Source organism: Paraliobacillus sediminis (assembly GCF_003426055.1).
This window is the reverse complement of record NZ_QJSI01000002.1, coordinates 1,189,296-1,210,946: the sequence shown is the minus strand read 5'-3', so window position 1 is coordinate 1,210,946 and position 21,651 is coordinate 1,189,296. Positions and strand designations below refer to the sequence as shown.

Below are 21,651 nucleotides of genomic sequence, written 5' to 3'. Positions count from 1 at the left end.
TTCTTGCTTATCAACATAGATATAACCGTAACGCTTAGACATTTCTCCAGAAGATGGACTTACTAAGTCAATACAGCAACAAGAAGTATAGCTCATTAATTCCACGCCGTAGTCAACTGCTTCTCCCATCGCTCTAATGTGTTCACTTAGATAATCGATACTGGTATAAAAATGTTATTGCTACAAATGGGCAAGAACTTTAATACGGTAACTAGGATAGGTTTTAAGTTGAGCGTTAGAAATAAGGCTTGAAAGAGAAACTAAAAGAGATTGACCTCCAATTATATGGAAGTCAATCTTTTTTAGTAATAATAAACTTCTTTAAAAGAGTATTTTATAAGGAAAAGGCCATTCATGCTTCTTGAATAGATAGAAATAGTAAATGATATCCATTTACATGGTGTTTCATATTAAAATTCGGAAAATTCCTGAGATTGTATTTTGGTCTTAAAAATTGATTCCCTTTCCTGCACAGTACAAAGGTTGAAAGGATAACTGATGTAAACCCTATCTTAAGGAAGTAACGAAGGCTTTTCTTGATTAATAAGAACCTTTTCTAAGTCTATTAAGAAGGGATTTTTCTTTGTGTGACCGGTCATTGATTTCCTCTAATCAATACACTACATTTAATAAGTAACTTCAACTTAAAAGGCATCGATCCTTCTTGGATTAATGCCTCCGTTTGTTTAACTGTATTCCTTCACAATGTCGCATGTTTATTGATACTATTTGTTAATAACAATGGATAATTTGTAGCTCGCCAAATTGCTCAAACCTGTCAAGAATTCATCTAATATTTCATTGCTTGGGAATTTGCATTCGAGAAGGTAACAACTTTCTCCACTGACTTTGTAGTTGTTTATGACGAATTGAACCTGTTCTTTTATAAATGATAGATAAGGTTGATGATTCGTGTTTTTCGTATAAATATGTATAATTGCGTGAACAATGTACCCCATTTTTACTTGATTCACTTTAATGGTATACCCTTCAATAATCCCATTGTCCTCTAATTTTGACACTCTAGCTGAAGTAGCCGGTCCAGTCAAATGGACCTTTTCACCCAATTCTTTCATTGTAATCCGACTGTTCTTAGTTAGTTCCTTCAAGATATGCATATCCGTGTTATCTAACATTTATTTAACTCCTTTCATAAATAAAGTCAAACCGTCAAAAGACTTTACTTAATCTATGTATCTGTTATGTGTCCATAGTGTAGACTATACATTGTTCAGAAGAAATTTAAAATATAAAGGGGTTAATATATATGAATATACATCAAATTCGTAATGCAACAATTGTCGTTGAATATGCGGGAAAGAAATTTTTAATCGATCCTATGTTATCAGAAAAAGGCACTTACCCGCCTTTCCCTTCATTAAGACAAAACAACTCAAATAACCCTTTAGTTAGTTTACCAATATCTATTGACGATATCATTCATAATGTTGATGCTGTTATTGTCACTCATCTACATTATGACCACTGGGATGATGCTGCTAAAGAAACGCTGCCCAAAGAGATTAAAATCTTTTCCCAAAATGAAGAAGACGCGACTGAAATTCGAAATGCAGGCTTCGAAAATGTAGAGGTTTTACAAGAGAATACAGTCTTTGAAGGAATTCAATTAATTAAAACAAAAGGTGAGCATGGAAGAGGCGAAATCCTAAAGGTTACTGGTCTAGTGTGCGGCGTTGTGTTCAAACACTCAAATGAGAAAACTTTATATGTAGCTGGAGATACTGTTTGGTATAAAGATGTTCAGGAAGTAATTGAAACACAAAAACCAGAAATCATTGTTGTCAACGGCGGGGATGTTCAATTCCCTGAAGGTGGTTCTCTAATTATGGGGAAAGATGACATTTATGAAATTTATAAAGCTGCACCAGATGCAAAAATCATTTCTGTCCATATGGAAGCTGTCAATCATTGGGCATTATCAAAAGAAGAATTAAAAAGCTTTATTAATGAAAAAGGAATCTCCTCGAATGTTTTAGTACCTGAAGACGGAGAAATATATTCATTTTAAAGAATAGAGGAGACAGAAATTGTAGTTTTAATTTTATATGAGTGGAAAGGCAATCATGTCAGTTGAAACCAATTAAGAATAAGTTGGTCGTTTTTATGAAGCACTTTTCCAAACAACCAATGTGTCTTCCACGCTTAAAAAATCAAAAGCATCGTCTAGTCCGTTTCTTGATGATTTGTCTCCACTAGCATTGTCAATGAAGATTTGTTGGCATCCGATTTGTGGTAAAGTACCCTTTAGTTCGATAAAGTTCTGATCTTAAATAGAAACTCAGGTTAATTGTGAATCTTAATTTTATTTTGTGCAGTTTCTAAGCATTTATTTATTCTGTAGTGATACAAGGAGCTCATGATTATTGATTATCATGAGCTCCTTAGCTATTTATTAAACGAAATCTTCTAAAAGAGTAGAAGCCACTTGAATTATTCTTTTAAGCAATATATTCATTGCATTTCTAGGTGTAGGTCTCATCATCCCTGTTATGCCGTCTTTTATTAATATTATGCATTTATCGGGAAAAACGATGGGCTATCTTGTCGCCGTACATGCTGTGGCACAACTACTTATATCACCACTTGTAGGACGATGGGTTGACTATTTTGGCATAAACTATATCAGCAAATAGACTTTATTTAAGCTCTGTACTTCCGACGTGTGCAGGATGTAAACTGGTTTTATATTAAATAAAATGAGCAAAGTATATGAAAATTCACCAGATTCGTAATGATACTTTGCTTATAGAATACGCAGGAATACACCGTCTGTGAAGGTATTCAACTGGTTAAAACAAATAGAGAACATGGAAGGGGAGAAATCCTAAAACATAAAGATTATAGTTTTTTTATGTGAAGAAAGTAGAAAAATAAAGGAGGATTCAATAGTATGAAACTATTATTAGAATCAATAAGTAAAAACTCAAAAGACATCGAAAAAGTAAAAGATCTATATTATATATCTTTTCCTGAAGTTGAACGACATCCTATGGATTTGTTATTCTATAAAGCAAACCTAAATTATGTTGATTTTCTTTCTATTTACGATAAGGATATTTTTGTAGGGTTTACTTATTTAATCACCCATAAAAATTTAACATATGTTCTGTATTTAGCAATAGATAGTAATGTTAGGTCAAAAGGCTATGGTAGCCTGGTACTATCTCAAATTAAAGAGAAATACTCAAAAAACCAAATAATACTCAATATAGAAGTTATTGATGAAAGTGCAATTAATTTTGAGCAAAGGGTAACAAGGAAAAAGTTTTATGAGCGGAATGGTTATGAAAGTTCAGGACTCTTATATAAGGATCGCTGGTGTTTATATGAGACTATGGTAAATGGAGAAAAAGAGGTTACTAAAGAAGAATTTTATGATTTAGTAAAGACATTTACAGGAGATTCACTTTTCCTTTTCTTAGAAGTTCAAATCAACATCAACAAATATTAATTAATTGTTTAAAGATTAAAATGAATAAAACTGCTGTTTATCGTAGCAGAAAGATAGGGCTAGATATCTAGCTTTTTTTTGAAGACTATTTCTGAGCTTTTACTTCATTTTGAATAACTGGTTTTATCAGAGAACGTCGTCAATTCATCTGTTACAAATGCACCAATTTCGTAAGTGTAATGTATGAATGAAAACTGATATTTTAATATATGTTGGTGATGAGGACAATGTGCTACAAGATTACATTTTACACTTGCAGATGATAGTTGCTGCAATTATGAGCATACAAAAATTTCATTGTTGAATCTTTGGCTAAAACTATCGGATTGAAAAAGTAAGACAAAAGATAACAGAGCCATTTGCTACGCAGTACAGCGATGCTGTTCAATAATAATGAAATTCCGCAATCAGTTATGATTGCGGAAATACCATAAGCCTAACTCTTCGCATTTTTCTATTGGTAAACGCACTGACATCAAGTGGTAAATTCCGTGGCAACTACTGGTAAATAACATGGCAAATACGGAACATTCTTGCGGCTGTAATTAAAGGTTACTTGACTTAATTCCATTGGTGCAGATCATGTTATTGACTACAATGAAGTAGTTTTCACAAGAAAATAATGAAATGCTTGTACAGAAGAACAATATCTAGATCACAGGATCACGCAGGATTGTGCGTAGCGTGTCTTGGGGTGTATCACGAGTGAACGGGTCTATATGAATTTCGTGATGCGGTCCACTTTTACTTACTCCGTGATGGTCAGCCGATGCTCCAAGTCGTTCGAGTGTTTCAAGTTCGTTAGCAAATGGTCCATGATGCATCACTTGAATCACCATTTGTTTTGGAAGCGTAAAAAGCTCTAGTGCTTCATTGTTGGTGTCAGCTATACTCCCAGCAGAGCGACGTGCAAGTATGATGTCATTCATTGTAGTTTGATCGTTAATCTTCGCCATAATTCGATAATGTAAAGATGAAATCGGATTGATACTGTAAAATTTCGCAATATCAACTGTTGGTGCGTCTTCTGGGTACCAGTAGAGTATTTCGATCATAGGGAAAGTATCTGAAACATGTTCCGTATAAGTTAGTGTACTTACTAGATCAGAAATAAACGATTTCTTGCGATAAAACTCGGGAGTTCCAGGTGCTCCTGATCCTAAGATTGAAATATAGTTGGTCTCTGGAGTCATCACAATTTCTGGGAAGTCAGAAGCCTGAAAATGGTCTATGTTTGGAATGTTCTCCAAGGTAGTCTTTTTTGTGTTATTGCTGTTTTCTTTACTTTTGTTATGTTCGTTCATTTATTAAACCCTCCAATAGTAATTATTCGAGATTTTGCTTCAATTCATCAAGCTTTTCCACCAATCTTTTGCGTAAAAAAGGAGGATGAACGTCTTTAAGTAATGTACCAAAGGATAAAAGATAACTATCTAGCCATGTATCAACCGGGAAATTTACTGCAACGGTGTATGAGCCGTCTGCGTTATGCGTAATCATCTGGTCGTTAAACTCATCATAGACCCGATATGCTCCTTGAGCGGAAACTCGAATCGTTATCGGTATGGCAGATTCCCCTATTTGGTTTTCTGCATTTTTTATCGCTTCTGTTGTTGGTCTCAAGATGAATGTTTGCTCTGAAACAGACACTTGATCCATGCGATTTATTTTAAAAATACGATATTCCTTTCGCCACAAACAATAGCCAGAAAGATACCACGCATTTTGTTTGAATAATAATTGAAGCGGCTCTACTTCACGTATACTTTGCTCACCGTTTGAATTAAAATAACGAAATTGAATGACGAACTGTTGGATAATGGCATCTCTTAATATAATAAATAGCTGTTTCTTCTTTTCCCCACTTCCCCATGGAGAGAAGTCAACATCAATCCATTTTGCTGTAGACTTTTTAAACAGCCGCGCTACTTTCTTTAAGATAAGATCTGTATTTGGAAAATCAGTGACGGCTAACGTTTGCAGGCCAACTAATATGTCTTCTTGTTCATCACTCGTTAACATGGAAGCATTGAAGGAATACCCCTCTAAAAGTGAAATCCCACCGCCTCTTCCCTTATTCGCATAGATAGGGATTCCTGCACCACTTAACACATCCACATCTCGATAGATCGTTCGTGTCGAAACTTCAAACTCTTCGGCCAGTTCTTTTGCAGTAACCACTTTTCTATCCAATAAGATATAGATGATTTCAAAATGCCTACTAATGGTCATGTGAAATCCTCCTACTTCGATTTATAAGAATTGATCTTCTTTTTTCTTTAAAAATTTCTCCATTGCTTGTTCACTATCAATACCCATTCGCTCAGCCAAAACCATCAGCCACCAAAAGGACTCCGCAATCTTATGTTCTAAATCTGCTTCTGGATCAGTCCCAGTTGGCCATCTTTCCTGTTGCGCCATTGCCAATCTTCCAACAAGTGCTGCATCGGTAAGGAATGCAAGTGCATCTTCCTCTACGGACCATTCTGAGCCATGATGTTTTTCCTCAAGCTTGTGATACGCCTTTCTAATTTGTAACGAACGATTCGATGCGTTGTTAAATTCCATTTTCTATAATCTTCCTTTCTTTGTTTAACGTGTGGTACGGACAGCTTGTTACATGGTCATCCACCATGCCAATAGCTTGCATAAAGGAGTACATCGTTACAGGACCAATAAATTTAAATCCTCTTTTCTTTAAGTCTTTACTAATCTGAATTGATAATGCAGATTGTGCAGGGATTTGACCTTCGTTATCCCAATGATTGATCAGTGGCTTAAAATCGACATACTGCCATAAAAAGTTTGAAAAGCTTCCAAACTCCTCCTGTATTTTTAAAACAGCTTGTGCATTACTTCTCACAGATTTGAGTTTAGCAGCATGTTTAATGACAGTATAGTGTTCTCGTAAATGCGTCAAATCGTTATCCGTCAGTGTCGAACAATAACTAATATCAAAGTTATTAAAAGCTTTTTGATAAGCTTCTCGCTTCGCTAGTACGATACTCCAAGACAAACCAGCCTGTGCACCTTCTAATGTTAGCATTTCAAAAATATATGGCTCGAATGTGGTTGGTATACACCATTCTGTGTCATGGTACTTTTGCATAATTGGATTATTTCCAGGCCAGGAACATGTCTCCATTTTCAATTCCCCCTTCGCTATCTGTAACTACTATATCACTCTAAATAAGACAAGGGTCTGTCATATTAAAAAAAATTAACGGACGGAAGCAGGGGACGGTTCTCTGCTTTCAACATAATTTCCATACTGTAAAAATTTCCAAATTAAATAGTTAATGCCATTATGAAGCTTCAAAAAAATTGTAATGTTTTCGGGTTTCTAAATAGAAAATCTGATGAGTGTAAAGGAAAATAGCATACGATAACCAATTCGATAAATTTCGGCTATGATCATTAATCGAATCGTCAAAAACGAAAAAAGATAGTAATAACAAGTCACCCAAATTTAATTTCAATTGAACCTATCCTAAAAAGACAGTGTAAGCAAAGAACAAAATACTGAGTGTGGAATTATAAATATTGCATAAAGTGTTCAGAAAATATAATTAAAAGGGTTACATCCTCCAATCATTTCTGTATAATTATGGAAGAATGATAGTGAAAAACCATCTCCTTTTTTACTCTGGTTTAAAAAAAGTCTTTCATCATGGATTCGCTTTTTACCACCACATTTTCGAAATCTTGCGAATAAGTACTTTCCTTTATGACGGCTGTTTAATACACGTAGGATTAGATTTGTCTCATTTTACTTTTCTAGTTTAATTTAATTGGAAAATCATGTTAAACTGTACTTAAAATGAAGCTAAGGGTCTTCAATATAAAATACCTTGTTGTATTTTTAGCTACTGACTTATTAAAAGGTGTTGAGATAATATGAAGTTAACTCAGGATACGCAATATATTAGGGAAGTATCTCTCAAAAAAGAACTAATTTCTTCCTATCAAGATTTCCCGTTTAACATCCCAGTAATCGAGAACTTGAGTGAGTTAAAGCTCCATCCAAATGTTACGTATATAATTGGAGAAAACGGCATGGGGAAGTCTACGTTACTAGAGGGCATTGCGATTGCGTTGGGTTTCAACCCAGAAGATGGAACGCTGAACTTTAACTTTTCCAGTTATAATTCGCACTCGAATTTAGATCAATATCTCCGGATAGTTAAGGGAGTTAATAAAGCAAAAGATAATTTTTTCTTTAGAGCTGAAACCTTTTATAATGTTGCAACCAATATAGAGGATTTAGATAATGAACCCTCATCTGGTGCTAGTGTCACCGATTCCTTTGGTGGAAAGTCATTACATGAACAATCACATGGAGAGTCTTTTTTCGCAGCATTTACGGAAAGGTTTCAGGGCAATGGTCTCTATATATTAGATGAACCAGAGGCGGCTTTGTCTCCATTAAGACAATTGTCTATGTTATCTAGAATCAATGAGCTTTGTAATCAAGGCTCTCAATTTGTTATATCTACCCATTCTCCCATCATTATGGCGTATCCAAATGCTTTGATCATTCAATTGACTGAAGAAGGAATGGCTGAAGTTAGTTTGGAAGATACATATCATTATACTATTATGAAACAATTTTTTGAGGATAAAGATCGACTACTTCATCATTTGTTTCAATAATGAAAAGAAGCAGGGGACGGTTCTTTGCTTCCAACATACTAAAAAAAATTCTAAATTAACGAGAAGAATGTAAACGAGAGAACCATTGCCATGTTTATATGAAACTTTTATTAGCATCATACCGTATAACTATTATCAAATATATTTACTATAAAGCAAGGGGGAATTGGTACAGGTGAGTGATATTAAGTTGCAACATTCTTTATCTCCGTCATTTCCAATCATACGTCGTATTTCTGAAACAATTTCTAACATAATCGCAATTGTTGTACTAGGGGTATTGCTGTGGTTGGATCATTTTTTTGCTTGGCCATCGTGGATTTTTTGGGTGCTAATTGCTTTCGTTGTGCTCACCATTTTAGGTGCCATTTGGTCGTACATAGAACCTGAATTACTTCATCGGAGCTGGAGTTATCAGTTTGATGACGAATATCTTCAATTAAGCTATGGTTTATTTGAAAAAGAATGGGTGACTGTTCCGATGACGAAAATACAATCAGTTGTTACGGTACAAGGTCCGATTATGAAGCGTTATCGTACTCGTTCTATCAAAATAGAAACAATGGGTTCTTCGCACGAGATACCAGTATTAGAAGAAGCTGTTGCATTTCAGTTAAGAGAAACTTTAGCAACATATGCAAAACTAAAGGAAGTGGATGAATGATGAGGTATCATCCATTATCGATCGTTTTTCGTCTCTTTAATTTGGTGAAAAATAGTCTCTTTATTGCTATAATCTTATTTATTTTAAAAAAGAATTCAGAGTTTTGGTTAGTCGAGTATGGAAGGTATGCTTTTTTGCTCGCTATTCTATGGCAGATTGGTTATATTATCATCGCATGGTTTGTTGAAACATACGAATGGAAGGATCGCACGTTTCAACTTCACAAAGGGGTCTTCGTTAAGCATACAAGTACCATTCCATTTTCAAGAATACAAAACGTAACAAGGAAGACAACTCTCTTTCATAAAGTCTTTCGATTAACCTCATTGACATTTGAAACAGCAATGGATGGGGAAGATGATGCTATTCACTTTGAAGTGTTATCAAAGAAACAAGCTAGTTCTTTGATTAACCTAGTCAAGCCAGGTGAAAGCAAAATTTCGGATAAAGTAAATGAAGATATAGAGGTAATAGAAGAGGCGGAGGAAGAAGACGATGAAACAGAACAGAAGCAAGTACACAAATCCAATCGAACCATTCATTTTACACCAAGACGAAGAGATTTGTGGAAAGCAAGCTATACTTCATTAAGTTTCCTTGCAATCCTACCATTCGTTTTAGGAGGGTATGACTATTTACAGCCTTTTTTACCGAAAACGAATGAAGTGGAGGGCTTGTTTCAAGGTTTGCTAGCGAATGCGTGGGTATTTGTGGGGGTAATCCTTTTGACAGTCGTTGTGGCGATTGTTTTTGGTATGGTAAGGACGTTTATCCGCTATGGGAAGTATGAGATATCTTCTAATGATAGTCATATTTATATTGATCGAGGGGTATTAAATGAAAGCTATTTTTCTATTGAGAAGCGGAAAGTGCAGGGTCTTGAAATTAATCAAACATGGATAAAGCGAATTTTTGGTTTGGCAGAAGTGAAATTAATTAGTACTGCTAATCCAAATCAAGACGACGATTCCGTAAATGTAAACTCCCTTTATCCGTTTTTGCCAATCGAAAAAGCGTATCAGTTAATAGAAGAATTATTACCATCCTATCAGTTAAGTAAGGAATTAGAGAGGTTACCGAGGAAATCTTTATGGTTGAAGTTGTTTAGGCCGAGTTGGCTATGGATTTTGGCCTCCATCGGATTATGGTATTTTAAACCTAACATTTTTCAAATAGATCAAGCATGGTGGATCGTTAGTATTGCCTTATTGAGTTTGATTGTTGTACACCGCATTCTTGATTATATGCATACGAGATATGCCGTGTCGGCAGACCAGGTCCAGTGGTGGCATGGAGGTCTAACAAGCCGCATGTTCGTAACGAAAAGAAAAAATGTAATTGAAATGTCTTATTCCCAAACACGATTACAAAGATATTTTCAAGTTGCTTCCGTTACTACAATAAATCGTTCCGTTCCAGCCCATATCGAACAAATCAAAGACATCCCATTAGACTCCGCACTAGCAATCAAGGACTGGTATACCAAGCGCCGAGAAGAAGTAAGACTGATGTAAACACATGGAGTGCTTCAGCACTGACTACCTAAAAATTATGATAGAGAAGTGAGAACGACAGATAATATAAAACTAAAAAAATAATACATTATGCCTCCATTTATTATAGTAACATTGCTGCTTATTTAATAGGCCATAAAAAAACACTCAGAGATTCTTTTAGCTCTAAGTGTTTCTTTTATGCTAATTTATTTAAAACATTCACTACCTTTTCTATAGTGCTAACGTGCGCTATGATAGAAGAATTTAATTTAGTAGTAAGCTATACAGATTATCAGGATAACCCAGTAGCGAAGAGGAGAAAAGTAGCTATGCAGGGCGCTTGGACAGATAATATTACGCTCTTGTCTGAAGGCGGGAGACTCATTTGCTTTTCCTATCAATATCTCTAATAGCTAGGTTTTGAAAGCGGCTTTGTTTCTGTAGAAGGGTTAGAGAGTGGGACAGTGTACCTGTCCCTATGTCTATGATTCGTCGGCTGTGGTTACACTTAATTTAAAAGGATGAGGACAATGGAATTTTATTATGATGTTATGTTTGGTATGGATAAGCAGATGCATCTTTTTAGTTATGGGGTTATTTCACTATTGGTTGGGATAGTTGTTGTGATCATGTCGAAGAATCAAACTGTCAAACAAAGAATAAGTGTTGCTTGGGTTGTTTTAGTGACGGTTGGCACGGTGGAAGAGTATCGTCAATATATGATACCAAATAGGAGTGCCGAATTTCTAGATGCTATTGCAAATTTGTTAGGCATAACAGTAGGATTAGCAGTACCATTGCTTGTATTATATATGATTAAATACCGTAATCGTTTTGTTTTTAAGTTATTTGCTGTTTACAGCATTATACTGGTCCCTCTGTTACTTGGCTTAATCTATTTTAATCAGCGGCCCTTTGTTATTCTCGAAGAACCAACACGAGAAAATTTGCAAAACCTTCTCGCGATTGTTGGATTGTAGGGTATGAAGTTTCAACTAAGCTAACCGTTAATGGTCTCGATTTACTATATAATGCAAAAAGTGTTTTAAAAAAGGATTTTTAGGACTGATTTCTTCTAATAACTCGAGGGCAATGCAGTAATGATCCCACATCTCCTTCTTGGCACCTTCCACGCTGAGGACTGAAACATAGGTGGATTTATCATGGTTCGCATCATTCCCAATGGGTTTTCCTATTACAGACTGATCGCCCTCTACATCAAGCAAATCATCTTTTATCTGAAATGCTATACCTGCATGATAAGCAAACTTTTTCCATGCAGCTATTTCAACATCACTTGCTTTAGCTAGAATAGAAGGGATGACGAGTGCTGCTTCAAACCCAATACCTGTTTTGTAAAAGCACATCTGATTCAATTCTTTTAAACACAATTGCTTTCCTTTAGCATCCAAGTCCATTGCTTGCCCCTTACACATATCCGCTGTTACTTTTGCTGTATATTGAATCAATTGAAGTACTAGATGTGAGTCAAATTGATCTAAGTGTGTTTGCTCTTCAATTGCCTTTTGCGTTAAAAAGAGTCCTGTCAATTCAGCGATTGCGACGTTGTGTACTTCATGAAGAGTAGGATTCCCTCTTCGGAAGGTAGCATTATCTTGAGATGGCAAATCATCAAAAATTAGTGACGCCGTATGCATATATTCTAGTGATTTCAGTAAAGGAACGATGGCAGACTCTGCTAAACCGAATTCTTTTACACCCATTACCCATGTCATGATTGGCCTTAACCTTTTCCCATCACCTTCTAAACTATAATTTGCTCCCTCAACAATACTGTCAACAGGTAATTCACTACTTTTAGCAATAGGTAAATAATTGTTTATTTGTCCACGCACATGTTTGATAGTATCTAAAAACGCTTCCTGTTCCCTCGATTGTTTTTTTAAACTTAGAATAATATGATCTCGAAGTAATTTATCGAAAAAATCCACATCATCCGCTTTTTTGACCATCTGTTGAATAACGTGGTTAAATTCAGGTTGTTCAAAAGAAAACAATTGCATCACTTCGTTGTATGCTTTACTTCCCATTCTATTTTTATAGCGTTTTAAACCATTGATTGCCCGGTCTAAAATGACTTCACAAGTACTAAGATCGGAGTGATATACATCGTGGATTAAATGAGCGATTACCGCCCAATATAGCTCAAACGGGTTAATCAGATCCGGTCGACTCTCGTGATAGGTCAAATAATACGTGTAAGGTGTTACCGCTCCTTCATCTAAATCATCAAACATATCAGTAAAGTCATCTGCTAACTGATTGTATATCCCATAATAAAACGTGCGTTGGTCGAATCCTTCATCTTGTTCTGCACTTATAACCGAACGAATGATTAATCTAGAAGAAGCTGACTTTAAGATGACTGGTATAAAAAGCTCCTCATTCGTGTAATTTGGATTAGCTAAATCTTTATCACGATCTACTTCTTGTGCTTGAAAGAAAACGTAAGCTTGCTCAAAAAACGCATCAATCGTCTCTGGGTCTTGATGCGCCTTGATATATTCAAAGGCTTCTTTTAGTTCTAAATGAATAAATGAAATGAGTTCTTTATTCTTACCTGTCCAATTACTCAACTCTGGTACATTTCTTGTTATTAATGATGTACGGATTAAATTAGAATATTGCTTTTCTTCTTGTAAGGTAAGGACATTGGCATCCAAAAGATCATCAATAAATGGATACGTGAGACCATACGAATATCCTAATCGAATTGCCTCATCCAATTTTTTCGAACGGGCTTCTCCTGTTATAGAATCATCCATTTCTTCAATAGCGTGCATAACGACTCCAGCAATCGTTTTAATCAATTTACGTTGTGCATGTGCTGCATCCATCCCGCTAGGAATATGATCAGCTACGCGCTTTAGTTTGTTGATCACCCAAATCGTAGCTGACTCTAATCCTTCTTTTTGAGCCCAACGATACAAGCCTACCTGATTAAAACTCTCCTTCTTGTTGTTTCCAATTTCTGTTAGCATATGCTCTTTTATATTCTCCACAGCACGCTCAATACTTAACTGTGTAGCTGTCTCATCGAGTGCCTTTCCTAAATCTCTCATATAGACATAGGCAATACTTCGTTCGAGGTAATGATCGAGCTTACCTGTTTTATTCAACCATTGCATATACGCATGATAACCTAACCTTTCCGCTTTTTTTTGTCCAAAAGAAAACGGGCGTAATAAATGATGACGAATATGATTTTGTTTCCAAAGATGAAAGTCTTCTGTAAGAGTAGGGACATACGTCTTCTGCATTACTTGATTATATAACGCTTCAAAGTAGCTTGTGGCCTTCTCTTCAGCGGTTCGGTAGCACGACTCTGTATGTGTGACTATCGGTTGATTCATTATACATAACCTCGATTTATAATATAGATTTTTGTGTATTTGTTTCAAGTTATTCTATATCGCTACCAACTATTCTAACATTATATTTGTCTGCAGGAAGCAGGGGACGGTTCTCTGCTTCCAGGTTTTATTATTCAACACTATGGGTACATTAAAAGAAATGGTATATTATCTTTTAAGGGGACGTGTTAAATGGAGGAACAAAATAGATTTTTAAAATTAATTGGTGGAAAGAATATTTTTTACATATTAGCTTTTTTCATTTTGGTTGGCATTACCATATATATTTATACTGAAATTTCTTTTATCTTTTATCCACTTGAGGTCATTTTATCTACCATAGCACCTCCAGTAATTTTAGCATTTATTGCTTACTATTTATTAAATCCAATTGTAGACTTACTTGAGAAATTGAAGATTAATAGAATTTGGGGAGTTATCATTCTTATTCTCGGTATAAGTGGTGCCTTAACTGGAATTATCTTGTTAACTGCTCCAGCTATCGAAGCACAGATAAAAGATTTAGTTCAATCTTTTCCAAACTACTTAAAACAGCTTGGAGATAACATGACAAATTGGGTGCAGAATTCTTTTTTAGGTCCTTATTATGATGAGGGTTATAACTGGGTAATGGAGAGATTAGGAGAATTACCACAATTAATTGGAAGTTATATTTCTAATGGTTTTCAAGGGGTACAGAGTATTGCTAGTACGATTACAAGTACGATTGTATCTATTATAACCTTTCCATTTATTTTGTTTTTCTTATTAAAGGATGGTAAAAGCTTTCAACGTTTTACTGTTAAATTATTTCCACCGAAATTTAGAGATGATACCAAGCAAATCTTAACTAATATCGATACGCAAGTTGGTTCTTATATCCAAGGTCAGATTATTGTCGCATCCGTAATTGGTATTCTATTATTTATTGGTTACCTAATCATAGGCCTCGATTATGCATTCATATTGGCTATTGTCGCAGCGGTAACAAGTGTTGTTCCTTATTTAGGACCGACTATCGCTATTATTCCAGCTGCCATTATTGCAATCGTTACCTCGCCATTTATGTTGCTAAAGCTAGTAATTGTTTGGGCTGCAGTGCAATTTTTAGAAGGGAATTTTGTCTCTCCAAACATCATGGGGAAAACGATGAAAATTCATCCATTAACCATTATTCTTGTATTATTAATTGCAGGTAATTTATTTGGCGTTATCGGTGTCATTCTTGGTATTCCAGGCTATGCGATCGTAAAAGTAATTGGCTCCTATATTTTCTATAAGTTTAAGAAACGATACAACAAGTATTATGGAGAAGACCGCGGATATTATGAAATGGAAGAATAGTTAAGGTTCATATCAAAATAAAAGCATTACTATCTGCACTTTTAGGTATAAGTAAAGCCGGGCGGTTCACGCCTGGTCTTTTTTGTTTAGATAATGGATTTTGTAGAAACTGTTAAGTGTGAAACAAGTGGGGCAGATCTTCATCGTAAAAACTTATACATATGAAGGGTCTAATCCATTATATTTGTTTATCTTTTCTAAAGTGCGAACGTGCGCTATGATTAAAAAACGAAACGCCGAAAAAGGAGAGTAATGTTATGCCATTTGAAATAATTCGCAATGATATAACGAAAGTGAACGTAGATGTGATTGTCAATGTTACTTTTAAAAAATATGTAGGTATTATAAGGGAAATGGGTAAACAAATTGGAAGCAGAGAACCGTCCCCTGCTTCCTTTTTTTGTTCTTTTATTCAATACTTGGACATAAAATAGAACGAAGAAAGGTGGCTTTTTTTCGTTTGACACTATAAAACCTCAACTACTGTAGAAGCTAAGTATACAGCAAGAAAAAATATATAGTAGCGAACTGGAGATGAATAAAATGGAATTTATTATATATATTATTATTGGTGGACTTATTGGTTGGTTAGCAGGAGGCATTCTCGGAAGAAATGTACCAGGAGGAGTTCCAGGTAATATTATTGCAGGTATTGTCGGTTCGTGGATTGGTGGAGAACTCGGGTTATTTACTGTTGGACCAGTAGTGGGTGGCATTCAAATCATCCCAGCATTAATTGGTGCAATTATTTTTATAATCGTCTTAAGCTTAATTTCAAAAAATAGACGTTAGTCAAAATAATGGGAAGCTGGGGACGTTTCGGGACCAGTGAAAAAGTAGTGTTTTTTCTATTTTCCTTAATAAATCTTTAGCCAAATGACCATGGCACTCTAAAAATGTACACTTTTATTAAAATAGATGCATATGAAGAGGATACTATTGCTGATATCTTCTTCATATTAACTGCAATTGCAGCTAATTTTGATTGTATGGACACGCTTAATAGTAGACCATACCCTCCTAGCTCTGGATAGGTCGTGAAATCTTTTAAGCGCCGCATTTTTACCTTCAATTGAAGCTCTTTTCTATACGAACAGTGCCTGGCACAGTTCGTAATGAGTCAGTCTCTACTTGAAAAATATAACCCGTTTTCAGTGTCAGGTACCACGTTCGGACATATGTCCAGATGTGGAACCTGGCACTTTTTTTATTGATCAAAGGATAACTCGTTTCTTTTTCAATTTCCCAACCTAATTGATCGGACGTAGACACCTTGGAACCGTCCCCTGCTTCCAAGTTTTCAATTGTCATTGTGGCTCACTTGTAGATCACCATATACATCAATTAATTCTCTAGGTATATTAAAATCTGTAAAACGAATGATTTCACTATTAGGAAGATTCCTAAGTTTTTTATTTAATAACCATGTTAACCCAACCGCTAAATAGCCAATAGCTGATAAGGAAAGAATTAACCCGCTATCATAATACCTTACAAGTAATCCTCCAGCTAAAGAACCTAAGGGCATAGCAATGGCACAAAAACTAGAAATAACAGTGTTGGTTCTTCCAATAATTGATAAAGGAATAACGGATTGCATGATGGAACCGATAATGATATTCGCAGCTCCTACTGGTATCCAGGATAACGTAAATAATAAAAGAAAAACGTAAAAGTTCATATAAGGAGCAATACCCCATAGAATAAAAGCTAAAATAAAGGAGGAGGCAATAAATAACCCAATTGGAACTTTATTCAGCTTAGTGCTAATCAATGCCCCTAAAACAGTCCCAACAGATATAGCTGTTAATATAAATCCATATTTCTCTTCTCCGCCAAGTGAGTTTGCGTAAATAGGTAATATGGCATACATAATTCCCAAACAAAAATTACTAATTGTATTTGCTATTAGAAAAATCCATATCATCGATTTAAAAACAATTTTTAACCCCGTTTTCATTTCTAATCCATAATTTTTTAAACTAAACTTTTCTACTTTTATAGTATCTGAAGATGTTTTTTTAAGTTTGATCAAAGAAAATGTAAGAGCAGCTAAAGTAAAGATAACCGAATCAACTAAATATAAAGTCGCAACTCCTAAAATGGCTAATAAAATACCAGCCAATGCATTCAGGACAATATCGGCTGATTGATTCGCCATAGCTAACAAGGAATTTCCTTTAATAAGTTGATTTTTAGGTAGAATAATAGGAAGAGCTTTTAGTTGTACAGGATACCCAAGTTCTGCAACGATTGCTGCTACAAAAACAATAGGCAATAAGTTAAAAATAGTTAATATTTGCATATAATAGAGAATAGGGATTAAGAGAATCAAAGCCGCTTGAATCAGTTGAGTAAATATAAGAACAGGCTTAATATTCCAGCGATCAACTAAAGGTCCCCATAAGAATTGTAAGGTTTTAGGTATCAAAATCACAGCACTTGTTACACCTACGTAAAACGGATCATCTGTTATTGTAGCTGCTAACCAAGTGGTTGTTATGTAATAAATACTGTCTCCTGCATTCGTAATTAAACGGCCCCAAAAAAGAGAAAGAAAGTTTTTGTTTTTTAACACATCCATCTTTTATCCATCCCTTCTTTGAGTCTCTATTCAAAGACCTTATTTTCTATTTCTATTGCAGTCGTATTGATATAAAAAATATGATTGTCATTATCGCTTTTCATTTGTTCTAATTCCTCTATGAGTTGAATGTATTTCTCCTTCCACAAATGAAATTGTTTAGTTGAACAGTTGATTTGTACAGTTTGAGCCATACTGGTATCATCTGTTATTAAATGACTATTTTTAGAAACTATTTTTTTAGTATTTTCAAGTTGTTGTACGATAAGAGAATTATAGACATGTTCTGCATCCTCCTTGGCTAGAGGTAATAACTTTTTATCAATCTTAAAGCCTTCATGTGTTGCTCTATAATATTTATGAATATTTCCTTTTACTTCTTCTTTCCTTACAATGGCAATCATGTTTTGCTTCTCTAATTCTTTTAAATGATAAAAAACTTTAGCTTTTTCTAATCCAATCTCTTTGCTAATTTCTGTGACAGTCGATTCTTTTTCGATTAACATGATAACTATTTGCACTCTTAAAGGATCAGAAATAGTTTTAAGTTGCGTATAATTTTTTATTATATATCTTTCTAACATTTTATAGCCCTCTTTTCTCTTTACGGTTAAAAATAATTAACCGTTTAAAATATATTAACAATAGATGTAAATTTTGTCTATATGGAAGCAGGGGACGGTTCTCTGCTTCCATTAAACTGATAATTTGCGGAATTATCAGTTTATTTTACATGAATCTACATTTGATTTTACATTGGTGATTTATAATTAAGTGGTTATAGCGTTACACAAACGCTTTAATAAAATCACAAAAAAGAAATGGGAGTTGTAAAAATGGATAATAGAAAGAAAAGAATTGGTATTTTAAAGATGTTTATTATTGCATCCTTAGTGCTACAATTATCTCCAATACAGTATGTACAGGCTTCAGATGTAGATAATTCAGTTTTTATTAATGAAATAGAATCCAATGATACAGTTAAAGATATCGATTGGATTGAAATTATTAATACTGGCGACAAAGATATAAATATCAGTGGGTGGTTTGTTACAGATGATAAAGGTTTAGAGCGTCTGGCAGATAATGAGGAATGGCGCATCGGGGAGGATACTATATTAAAAGCTGGCGAAATTCTTGTTATTGAGCATGATGTTGTGTTAGACAATTTGTCTTTGGGCAAAAATGATAGCGTTACTTTGTATGATAGTAGTAATAAGGTATTGGATTCGTATGCTTATTCAGGTCATGCAGTTGGTACATATTCAAGAGTTCCAGACGGTACAGGGGAATTTGTAGATCAAGAACCAACCAAGGGCGAGTTAAATATTTTAGAAAAAGAAGAGGCAATTAAACATAGATTACTAATAAATGAGATTAATTCTTCGCCGGATGATTGGGTAGAGTTAATTAACATAGGAACAGAAGAGATCGATCTTTCTGGTTATGAGATTCGTGACAATTCGAATGACCATCGTTGGAAATTTGGAGAAGGAACAAAACTGCAAGCAGGGGAATTGACTGTAGTTGATGCAAATACGTTAGGTCAGATATATGATGATCAGACAGGTGCTTATGTTGCGGGTGAGTTCGAGGCAGCACTTGGTATTGGTTCAGGAGATTCTATCCGTTTATATGACAAGGAAGGGAATTTACTTGATGAATATTCCTGGACTGAGCATGCTAGTTATGAGGGTGATGCAGCATTGGCGTCTTTTGGAAGGTATCCAGATGGGACCGGTTCGTTTGTATTAATGAAAGAAACAAAGGGAATTAAAAACGATTGGTATAAACCTCAGATTGTAATCAATGAAGTCGAGTCTAACGATGATGAAACTGATTGGGTTGAAATTTATAATGTAGGAACAACAAGCGTAGATTTATCTGGTTGGTATATATATGATGATGATCCAGTAGGACATGCTGCTGATATAAAACCCGTAGTAGATGGAACAGTTCTTAATCCAGGCGAATATTACGTTTTTGATGCAGATATGCATTTTACATTTGGTTTAGGAAAGGCTGATCAAGTCACTATTTTTAATAAAAATGATTTGACCATTGCAGAATATTCGTGGGAAGGACATGCAAATGGTGTATATGCACGTATTCCAGATGGAACAGGCGAATTAATAGAGTTTCCCACTTCGACTAAGGGAAAAGCAAATATGGAAATAAATCCTGTTATATTGAGTGAAGTACAGTCAAAAGACTTAAATGGTGGAGCAGATTGGATAGAGCTTGCTAATCCAACAGGTGAAGATTTAGATATTTCTGGAATAGTAATGAAAGACAATGATGATTCACATCAATATGTTATCCCAGAAGGTATAACAATTCCAGCGTATGGATTTTTGGTATTAACAGAAGAAAAATTTGATTTTGGACTCGGAAAGAATGATTCTGTACGTCTGTTTGAAAATGATAGGTTAATAGCCAAGACAACATGGACAGATCATACAAATCCTACTTGGGGCGTATATCCAGATATAAATGGAAGTGAGTATAGTGATACACAAGAAGAAACACCTGGTGCACCAAATAAGTTTATAGATATACCTGAAATTATTGCATGGCCAGGTAATGGTGAAGTTGTAATTTTTGACCATGAACCAACATTTTTAGAAGATTCTTCGGGTTTGGATTTCTTTAATGGCCAATTATATGCCGTTGATAATGGTACAGGTACGTTTTGGATTTTAGACGTTTCAAAAAATGGAGAGTTAAGTTTTGCAGAGGGTTTTGAAAACGGTAAGCGTGTTCGGTTCCAACAAGATGCAGACAACACAAGTGCAGCAGGTCCGGATACAGAAGGAATAACAGTAGATAAAGATGGTTTTGTTTATATTGCTTCTGAACGTGATAATAGTGTTAAGGGTGAAAACTTTAATACGATTTTGAAAGTTGATCCAGATAAAGAAGACGAGGATTTAGTTGCATTACAGCAGTGGGATATAACTGCTTCATTACCACAGGTTTCTGCTAATATGGGGATTGAAGCTGTAGAATGGGTATCCAACTCAGATGTTGTTGGTAAGCTTTATGACCAAAATACGAATACAGTTTTTGATGCAACTAATTATCCAAGTGCAATTTCAAGTGGTGTGTTCTTTGTGGCATTAGAAGATAATGGTCATGTTTATGCATATGTTTTAAATGAAGATGGAAGTTATGTACAAATTGCTGATATTGACGCAAAAATAGGTGGAGCGATGGCGCTTGATTATGATACGTTTGAAAATGTATTGTGGGTTGTTGCGGATAATGGATATGATAATCGTGCAGCAAAAATAGGATTGAATGGAGAGAAACAACCAGAAATAATTCATATAATGCCTGCAAATGATGTCAATATTAGTTCAAATAATGAAGGATTTGCAATTGCAGAGGCAAGCTTTACCAAAGATAGACAAAGACCAGTGTATCGATTTAAAGATGGAGAAAAAGTTGGCTCTTTATCTATAGGTTCTATTGCATCTGACTATAAAGAAAGTGATCCCGGAAATATAGACTTTGAAGGTAATGTGATTACAGGCAAGCCTGTTTGGCATCAAGGAACCGATGAGGATCTGATTATCATTGTGGATGTTGACCATACAGAATTTAAGAATCTTTACCTTAACAATGTTAAGGTTGACGATAAAATGTACACGATAGAGCCAGGTAGTACGAAGATAACTATTTTAAATAGTTATCTGAAAACACTACCTGAAGGGGATCATACAGTTATCATTGAGTTTATAGATGGGATTGTAAACACGACTTTATCCATTGTTGCAGAGACAGATTCCAACGATGACCAGAAACCAGATCCAACTAATTCGAACAACGATCAAGATAATAAGGATGACGCAGTTAACAATAATAACGATGATAAAGTAAATAACGGTGGTCAAAAGGGAGTAGAAAAGAAAAATACAGAAAAAAATAATGAACTTCCTAATACGAGCACTCCAATTTTCAACTTTATGGTATTGGGCATCATGATGATTGCCGGTGCAGCCTTGTATCTAATTACAAGAAGAAAAGGTGTGTTATAAAAGGTTAAGGAAGGAGGCAGGGGA

At 35.0% G+C, this 21,651-nt stretch carries 19 protein-coding genes and 2 pseudogenes; 11 read left to right on the top strand and 10 right to left on the bottom strand.

Annotation, left to right across the window (positions count from 1 at the left end):
- Positions 1-159: pseudogene (locus D2K60_RS20970) on the bottom strand (family 1 glycosylhydrolase); the annotation flags it as partial.
- Positions 160-725: 566 nt separating this feature from the next.
- Positions 726-1,136 (bottom strand): Lrp/AsnC family transcriptional regulator, encoded by a 411-nt coding sequence (locus D2K60_RS12110; RefSeq protein WP_117170230.1) that lies wholly within the window; start codon positions 1,134-1,136, stop codon positions 726-728.
- 131 nt (positions 1,137-1,267) lie between these two features.
- On the opposite strand from D2K60_RS12110, the gene D2K60_RS12105 reads away from it, so the two are divergent.
- The 3 genes and pseudogenes from D2K60_RS12105 to D2K60_RS12095 all read left to right on the top strand — a co-directional run bounded on the left by D2K60_RS12105 (position 1,268) and on the right by D2K60_RS12095 (position 3,472).
- Entirely contained in the window at positions 1,268-2,029 is a 762-nt protein-coding gene (locus D2K60_RS12105; protein ID WP_117170229.1) for an MBL fold metallo-hydrolase, read from the top strand.
- Between the two features lie 421 nt (positions 2,030-2,450).
- Positions 2,451-2,633: pseudogene (locus tag D2K60_RS12100) on the top strand (MFS transporter); the annotation flags it as partial.
- Between the two features lie 278 nt (positions 2,634-2,911).
- Complete coding sequence (locus D2K60_RS12095) at positions 2,912-3,472, top strand: GNAT family N-acetyltransferase (protein ID WP_117170228.1); 561 nt, start codon at positions 2,912-2,914, stop codon at positions 3,470-3,472.
- 650 nt (positions 3,473-4,122) lie between these two features.
- Here the strand turns inward: D2K60_RS12095 and D2K60_RS12090 are convergent.
- Genes D2K60_RS12090 through D2K60_RS12075 form a run of 4 tightly spaced genes read right to left on the bottom strand, consistent with a single transcriptional unit; the run spans position 4,123 to position 6,617 of the window.
- Entirely contained in the window at positions 4,123-4,776 is a 654-nt protein-coding gene (locus D2K60_RS12090; protein WP_117170227.1) for a GyrI-like domain-containing protein, read from the bottom strand.
- 22 nt (positions 4,777-4,798) lie between these two features.
- Positions 4,799-5,704, bottom strand: coding sequence for a helix-turn-helix transcriptional regulator (locus D2K60_RS12085; RefSeq protein WP_117170226.1), 906 nt, complete (start codon positions 5,702-5,704; stop codon positions 4,799-4,801).
- 21 nt (positions 5,705-5,725) lie between these two features.
- Positions 5,726-6,040: a nucleoside triphosphate pyrophosphohydrolase family protein gene (locus D2K60_RS12080; protein WP_117170225.1), complete on the bottom strand. Its 315-nt coding sequence runs from the start codon at positions 6,038-6,040 to the stop codon at positions 5,726-5,728.
- Positions 6,030-6,617, bottom strand: a complete 588-nt coding sequence (locus D2K60_RS12075; RefSeq protein ID WP_117170224.1) for a DNA-3-methyladenine glycosylase I — start codon at positions 6,615-6,617, stop codon at positions 6,030-6,032. Before D2K60_RS12075 ends, D2K60_RS12080 begins: the two co-directional genes overlap by 11 nt.
- Positions 6,618-7,369: 752 nt before the next feature.
- On the opposite strand from D2K60_RS12075, the gene D2K60_RS12070 reads away from it, so the two are divergent.
- From D2K60_RS12070 to D2K60_RS12055, 4 genes are all read left to right on the top strand, one after another.
- Positions 7,370-8,125 (top strand): AAA family ATPase, encoded by a 756-nt coding sequence (locus tag D2K60_RS12070; protein ID WP_117170223.1) that lies wholly within the window; start codon positions 7,370-7,372, stop codon positions 8,123-8,125.
- A 175-nt stretch (positions 8,126-8,300) separates the two neighbouring features.
- Entirely contained in the window at positions 8,301-8,789 is a 489-nt protein-coding gene (locus tag D2K60_RS12065) for a PH domain-containing protein (protein WP_117170222.1), read from the top strand.
- Positions 8,786-10,303 carry a PH domain-containing protein gene (locus tag D2K60_RS12060; protein ID WP_240335310.1) on the top strand — a complete coding sequence of 506 codons (1,518 nt, stop codon included), beginning with the start codon at positions 8,786-8,788 and terminating at the stop codon, positions 10,301-10,303. Before D2K60_RS12065 ends, D2K60_RS12060 begins: the two co-directional genes overlap by 4 nt.
- Before the next feature lie 512 nt (positions 10,304-10,815).
- Positions 10,816-11,265, top strand: a complete 450-nt coding sequence (locus tag D2K60_RS12055) for a VanZ family protein (RefSeq protein ID WP_117170221.1) — start codon at positions 10,816-10,818, stop codon at positions 11,263-11,265.
- A 27-nt stretch (positions 11,266-11,292) separates the two neighbouring features.
- On the opposite strand, the gene D2K60_RS12050 is transcribed toward D2K60_RS12055, so the two are convergent.
- Positions 11,293-13,659 (bottom strand): polyprenyl synthetase family protein, encoded by a 2,367-nt coding sequence (locus tag D2K60_RS12050; RefSeq protein WP_117170220.1) that lies wholly within the window; start codon positions 13,657-13,659, stop codon positions 11,293-11,295.
- A 192-nt stretch (positions 13,660-13,851) separates the two neighbouring features.
- On the opposite strand from D2K60_RS12050, the gene D2K60_RS12045 reads away from it, so the two are divergent.
- From D2K60_RS12045 to D2K60_RS12040, 3 genes are all read left to right on the top strand, one after another.
- Positions 13,852-15,003 (top strand): AI-2E family transporter, encoded by a 1,152-nt coding sequence (locus D2K60_RS12045; protein ID WP_117170219.1) that lies wholly within the window; start codon positions 13,852-13,854, stop codon positions 15,001-15,003.
- Between the two features lie 257 nt (positions 15,004-15,260).
- Positions 15,261-15,437 carry a hypothetical protein gene (locus D2K60_RS20700; protein ID WP_162880775.1) on the top strand — a complete coding sequence of 59 codons (177 nt, stop codon included), beginning with the start codon at positions 15,261-15,263 and terminating at the stop codon, positions 15,435-15,437.
- Between the two features lie 109 nt (positions 15,438-15,546).
- Positions 15,547-15,795, top strand: a complete 249-nt coding sequence (locus D2K60_RS12040) for a GlsB/YeaQ/YmgE family stress response membrane protein (protein WP_117170218.1) — start codon at positions 15,547-15,549, stop codon at positions 15,793-15,795.
- A gap of 76 nt (positions 15,796-15,871) precedes the next feature.
- Here D2K60_RS12040 and D2K60_RS12035 read toward each other — a convergent pair whose 3' ends face one another.
- The 3 genes from D2K60_RS12035 to D2K60_RS12020 all read right to left on the bottom strand — a co-directional run bounded on the left by D2K60_RS12035 (position 15,872) and on the right by D2K60_RS12020 (position 18,171).
- Positions 15,872-16,063 (bottom strand): hypothetical protein, encoded by a 192-nt coding sequence (locus D2K60_RS12035; protein WP_240335343.1) that lies wholly within the window; start codon positions 16,061-16,063, stop codon positions 15,872-15,874.
- Positions 16,064-16,303: 240 nt separating this feature from the next.
- Positions 16,304-17,587: an MFS transporter gene (locus D2K60_RS12025; RefSeq protein WP_117170216.1), complete on the bottom strand. Its 1,284-nt coding sequence runs from the start codon at positions 17,585-17,587 to the stop codon at positions 16,304-16,306.
- A 26-nt stretch (positions 17,588-17,613) separates the two neighbouring features.
- On the bottom strand, positions 17,614-18,171 hold the full coding sequence (locus D2K60_RS12020) for a winged helix-turn-helix domain-containing protein (RefSeq protein ID WP_117170215.1): 558 nt from the start codon (positions 18,169-18,171) through the stop codon (positions 17,614-17,616).
- Positions 18,172-18,423: 252 nt separating this feature from the next.
- Here D2K60_RS12020 and D2K60_RS12015 point away from each other — a divergent pair, with 252 nt between their 5' ends.
- A complete protein-coding gene (locus tag D2K60_RS12015) occupies positions 18,424-21,627 on the top strand; it encodes a lamin tail domain-containing protein (protein WP_162880774.1) in 3,204 nt (1,067 codons plus the stop codon).
- Positions 21,628-21,651: the final 24 nt, after the last annotated feature.

What these genes read in the sequence shown, in the direction of transcription:
- D2K60_RS12055 (WP_117170221.1), top strand. Translation starts at nt 10,816, where the DNA reads ATGGAATTTTATTATGATGTTATGTTTGGTATGGATAAGCAGATGCAT.
- D2K60_RS12085 (WP_117170226.1), bottom strand. Translation starts at nt 5,704, where the DNA reads ATGACCATTAGTAGGCATTTTGAAATCATCTATATCTTATTGGATAGA.
- D2K60_RS12075 (WP_117170224.1), bottom strand. Translation starts at nt 6,617, where the DNA reads ATGGAGACATGTTCCTGGCCTGGAAATAATCCAATTATGCAAAAGTAC.
- D2K60_RS12080 (WP_117170225.1), bottom strand. Translation starts at nt 6,040, where the DNA reads ATGGAATTTAACAACGCATCGAATCGTTCGTTACAAATTAGAAAGGCG.
- D2K60_RS12070 (WP_117170223.1), top strand. Translation starts at nt 7,370, where the DNA reads ATGAAGTTAACTCAGGATACGCAATATATTAGGGAAGTATCTCTCAAA.
- D2K60_RS12025 (WP_117170216.1), bottom strand. Translation starts at nt 17,587, where the DNA reads ATGGATGTGTTAAAAAACAAAAACTTTCTTTCTCTTTTTTGGGGCCGT.
- D2K60_RS12090 (WP_117170227.1), bottom strand. Translation starts at nt 4,776, where the DNA reads ATGAACGAACATAACAAAAGTAAAGAAAACAGCAATAACACAAAAAAG.
- D2K60_RS12045 (WP_117170219.1), top strand. Translation starts at nt 13,852, where the DNA reads ATGGAGGAACAAAATAGATTTTTAAAATTAATTGGTGGAAAGAATATT.
- D2K60_RS12035 (WP_240335343.1), bottom strand. Translation starts at nt 16,063, where the DNA reads ATGCGGCGCTTAAAAGATTTCACGACCTATCCAGAGCTAGGAGGGTAT.
- D2K60_RS12040 (WP_117170218.1), top strand. Translation starts at nt 15,547, where the DNA reads ATGGAATTTATTATATATATTATTATTGGTGGACTTATTGGTTGGTTA.
- D2K60_RS12020 (WP_117170215.1), bottom strand. Translation starts at nt 18,171, where the DNA reads ATGTTAGAAAGATATATAATAAAAAATTATACGCAACTTAAAACTATT.
- D2K60_RS20700 (WP_162880775.1), top strand. Translation starts at nt 15,261, where the DNA reads ATGCCATTTGAAATAATTCGCAATGATATAACGAAAGTGAACGTAGAT.
- D2K60_RS12105 (WP_117170229.1), top strand. Translation starts at nt 1,268, where the DNA reads ATGAATATACATCAAATTCGTAATGCAACAATTGTCGTTGAATATGCG.
- D2K60_RS12060 (WP_240335310.1), top strand. Translation starts at nt 8,786, where the DNA reads ATGATGAGGTATCATCCATTATCGATCGTTTTTCGTCTCTTTAATTTG.
- D2K60_RS12050 (WP_117170220.1), bottom strand. Translation starts at nt 13,659, where the DNA reads ATGAATCAACCGATAGTCACACATACAGAGTCGTGCTACCGAACCGCT.
- D2K60_RS12095 (WP_117170228.1), top strand. Translation starts at nt 2,912, where the DNA reads ATGAAACTATTATTAGAATCAATAAGTAAAAACTCAAAAGACATCGAA.
- D2K60_RS12015 (WP_162880774.1), top strand. Translation starts at nt 18,424, where the DNA reads ATGGATAATAGAAAGAAAAGAATTGGTATTTTAAAGATGTTTATTATT.
- D2K60_RS12110 (WP_117170230.1), bottom strand. Translation starts at nt 1,136, where the DNA reads ATGTTAGATAACACGGATATGCATATCTTGAAGGAACTAACTAAGAAC.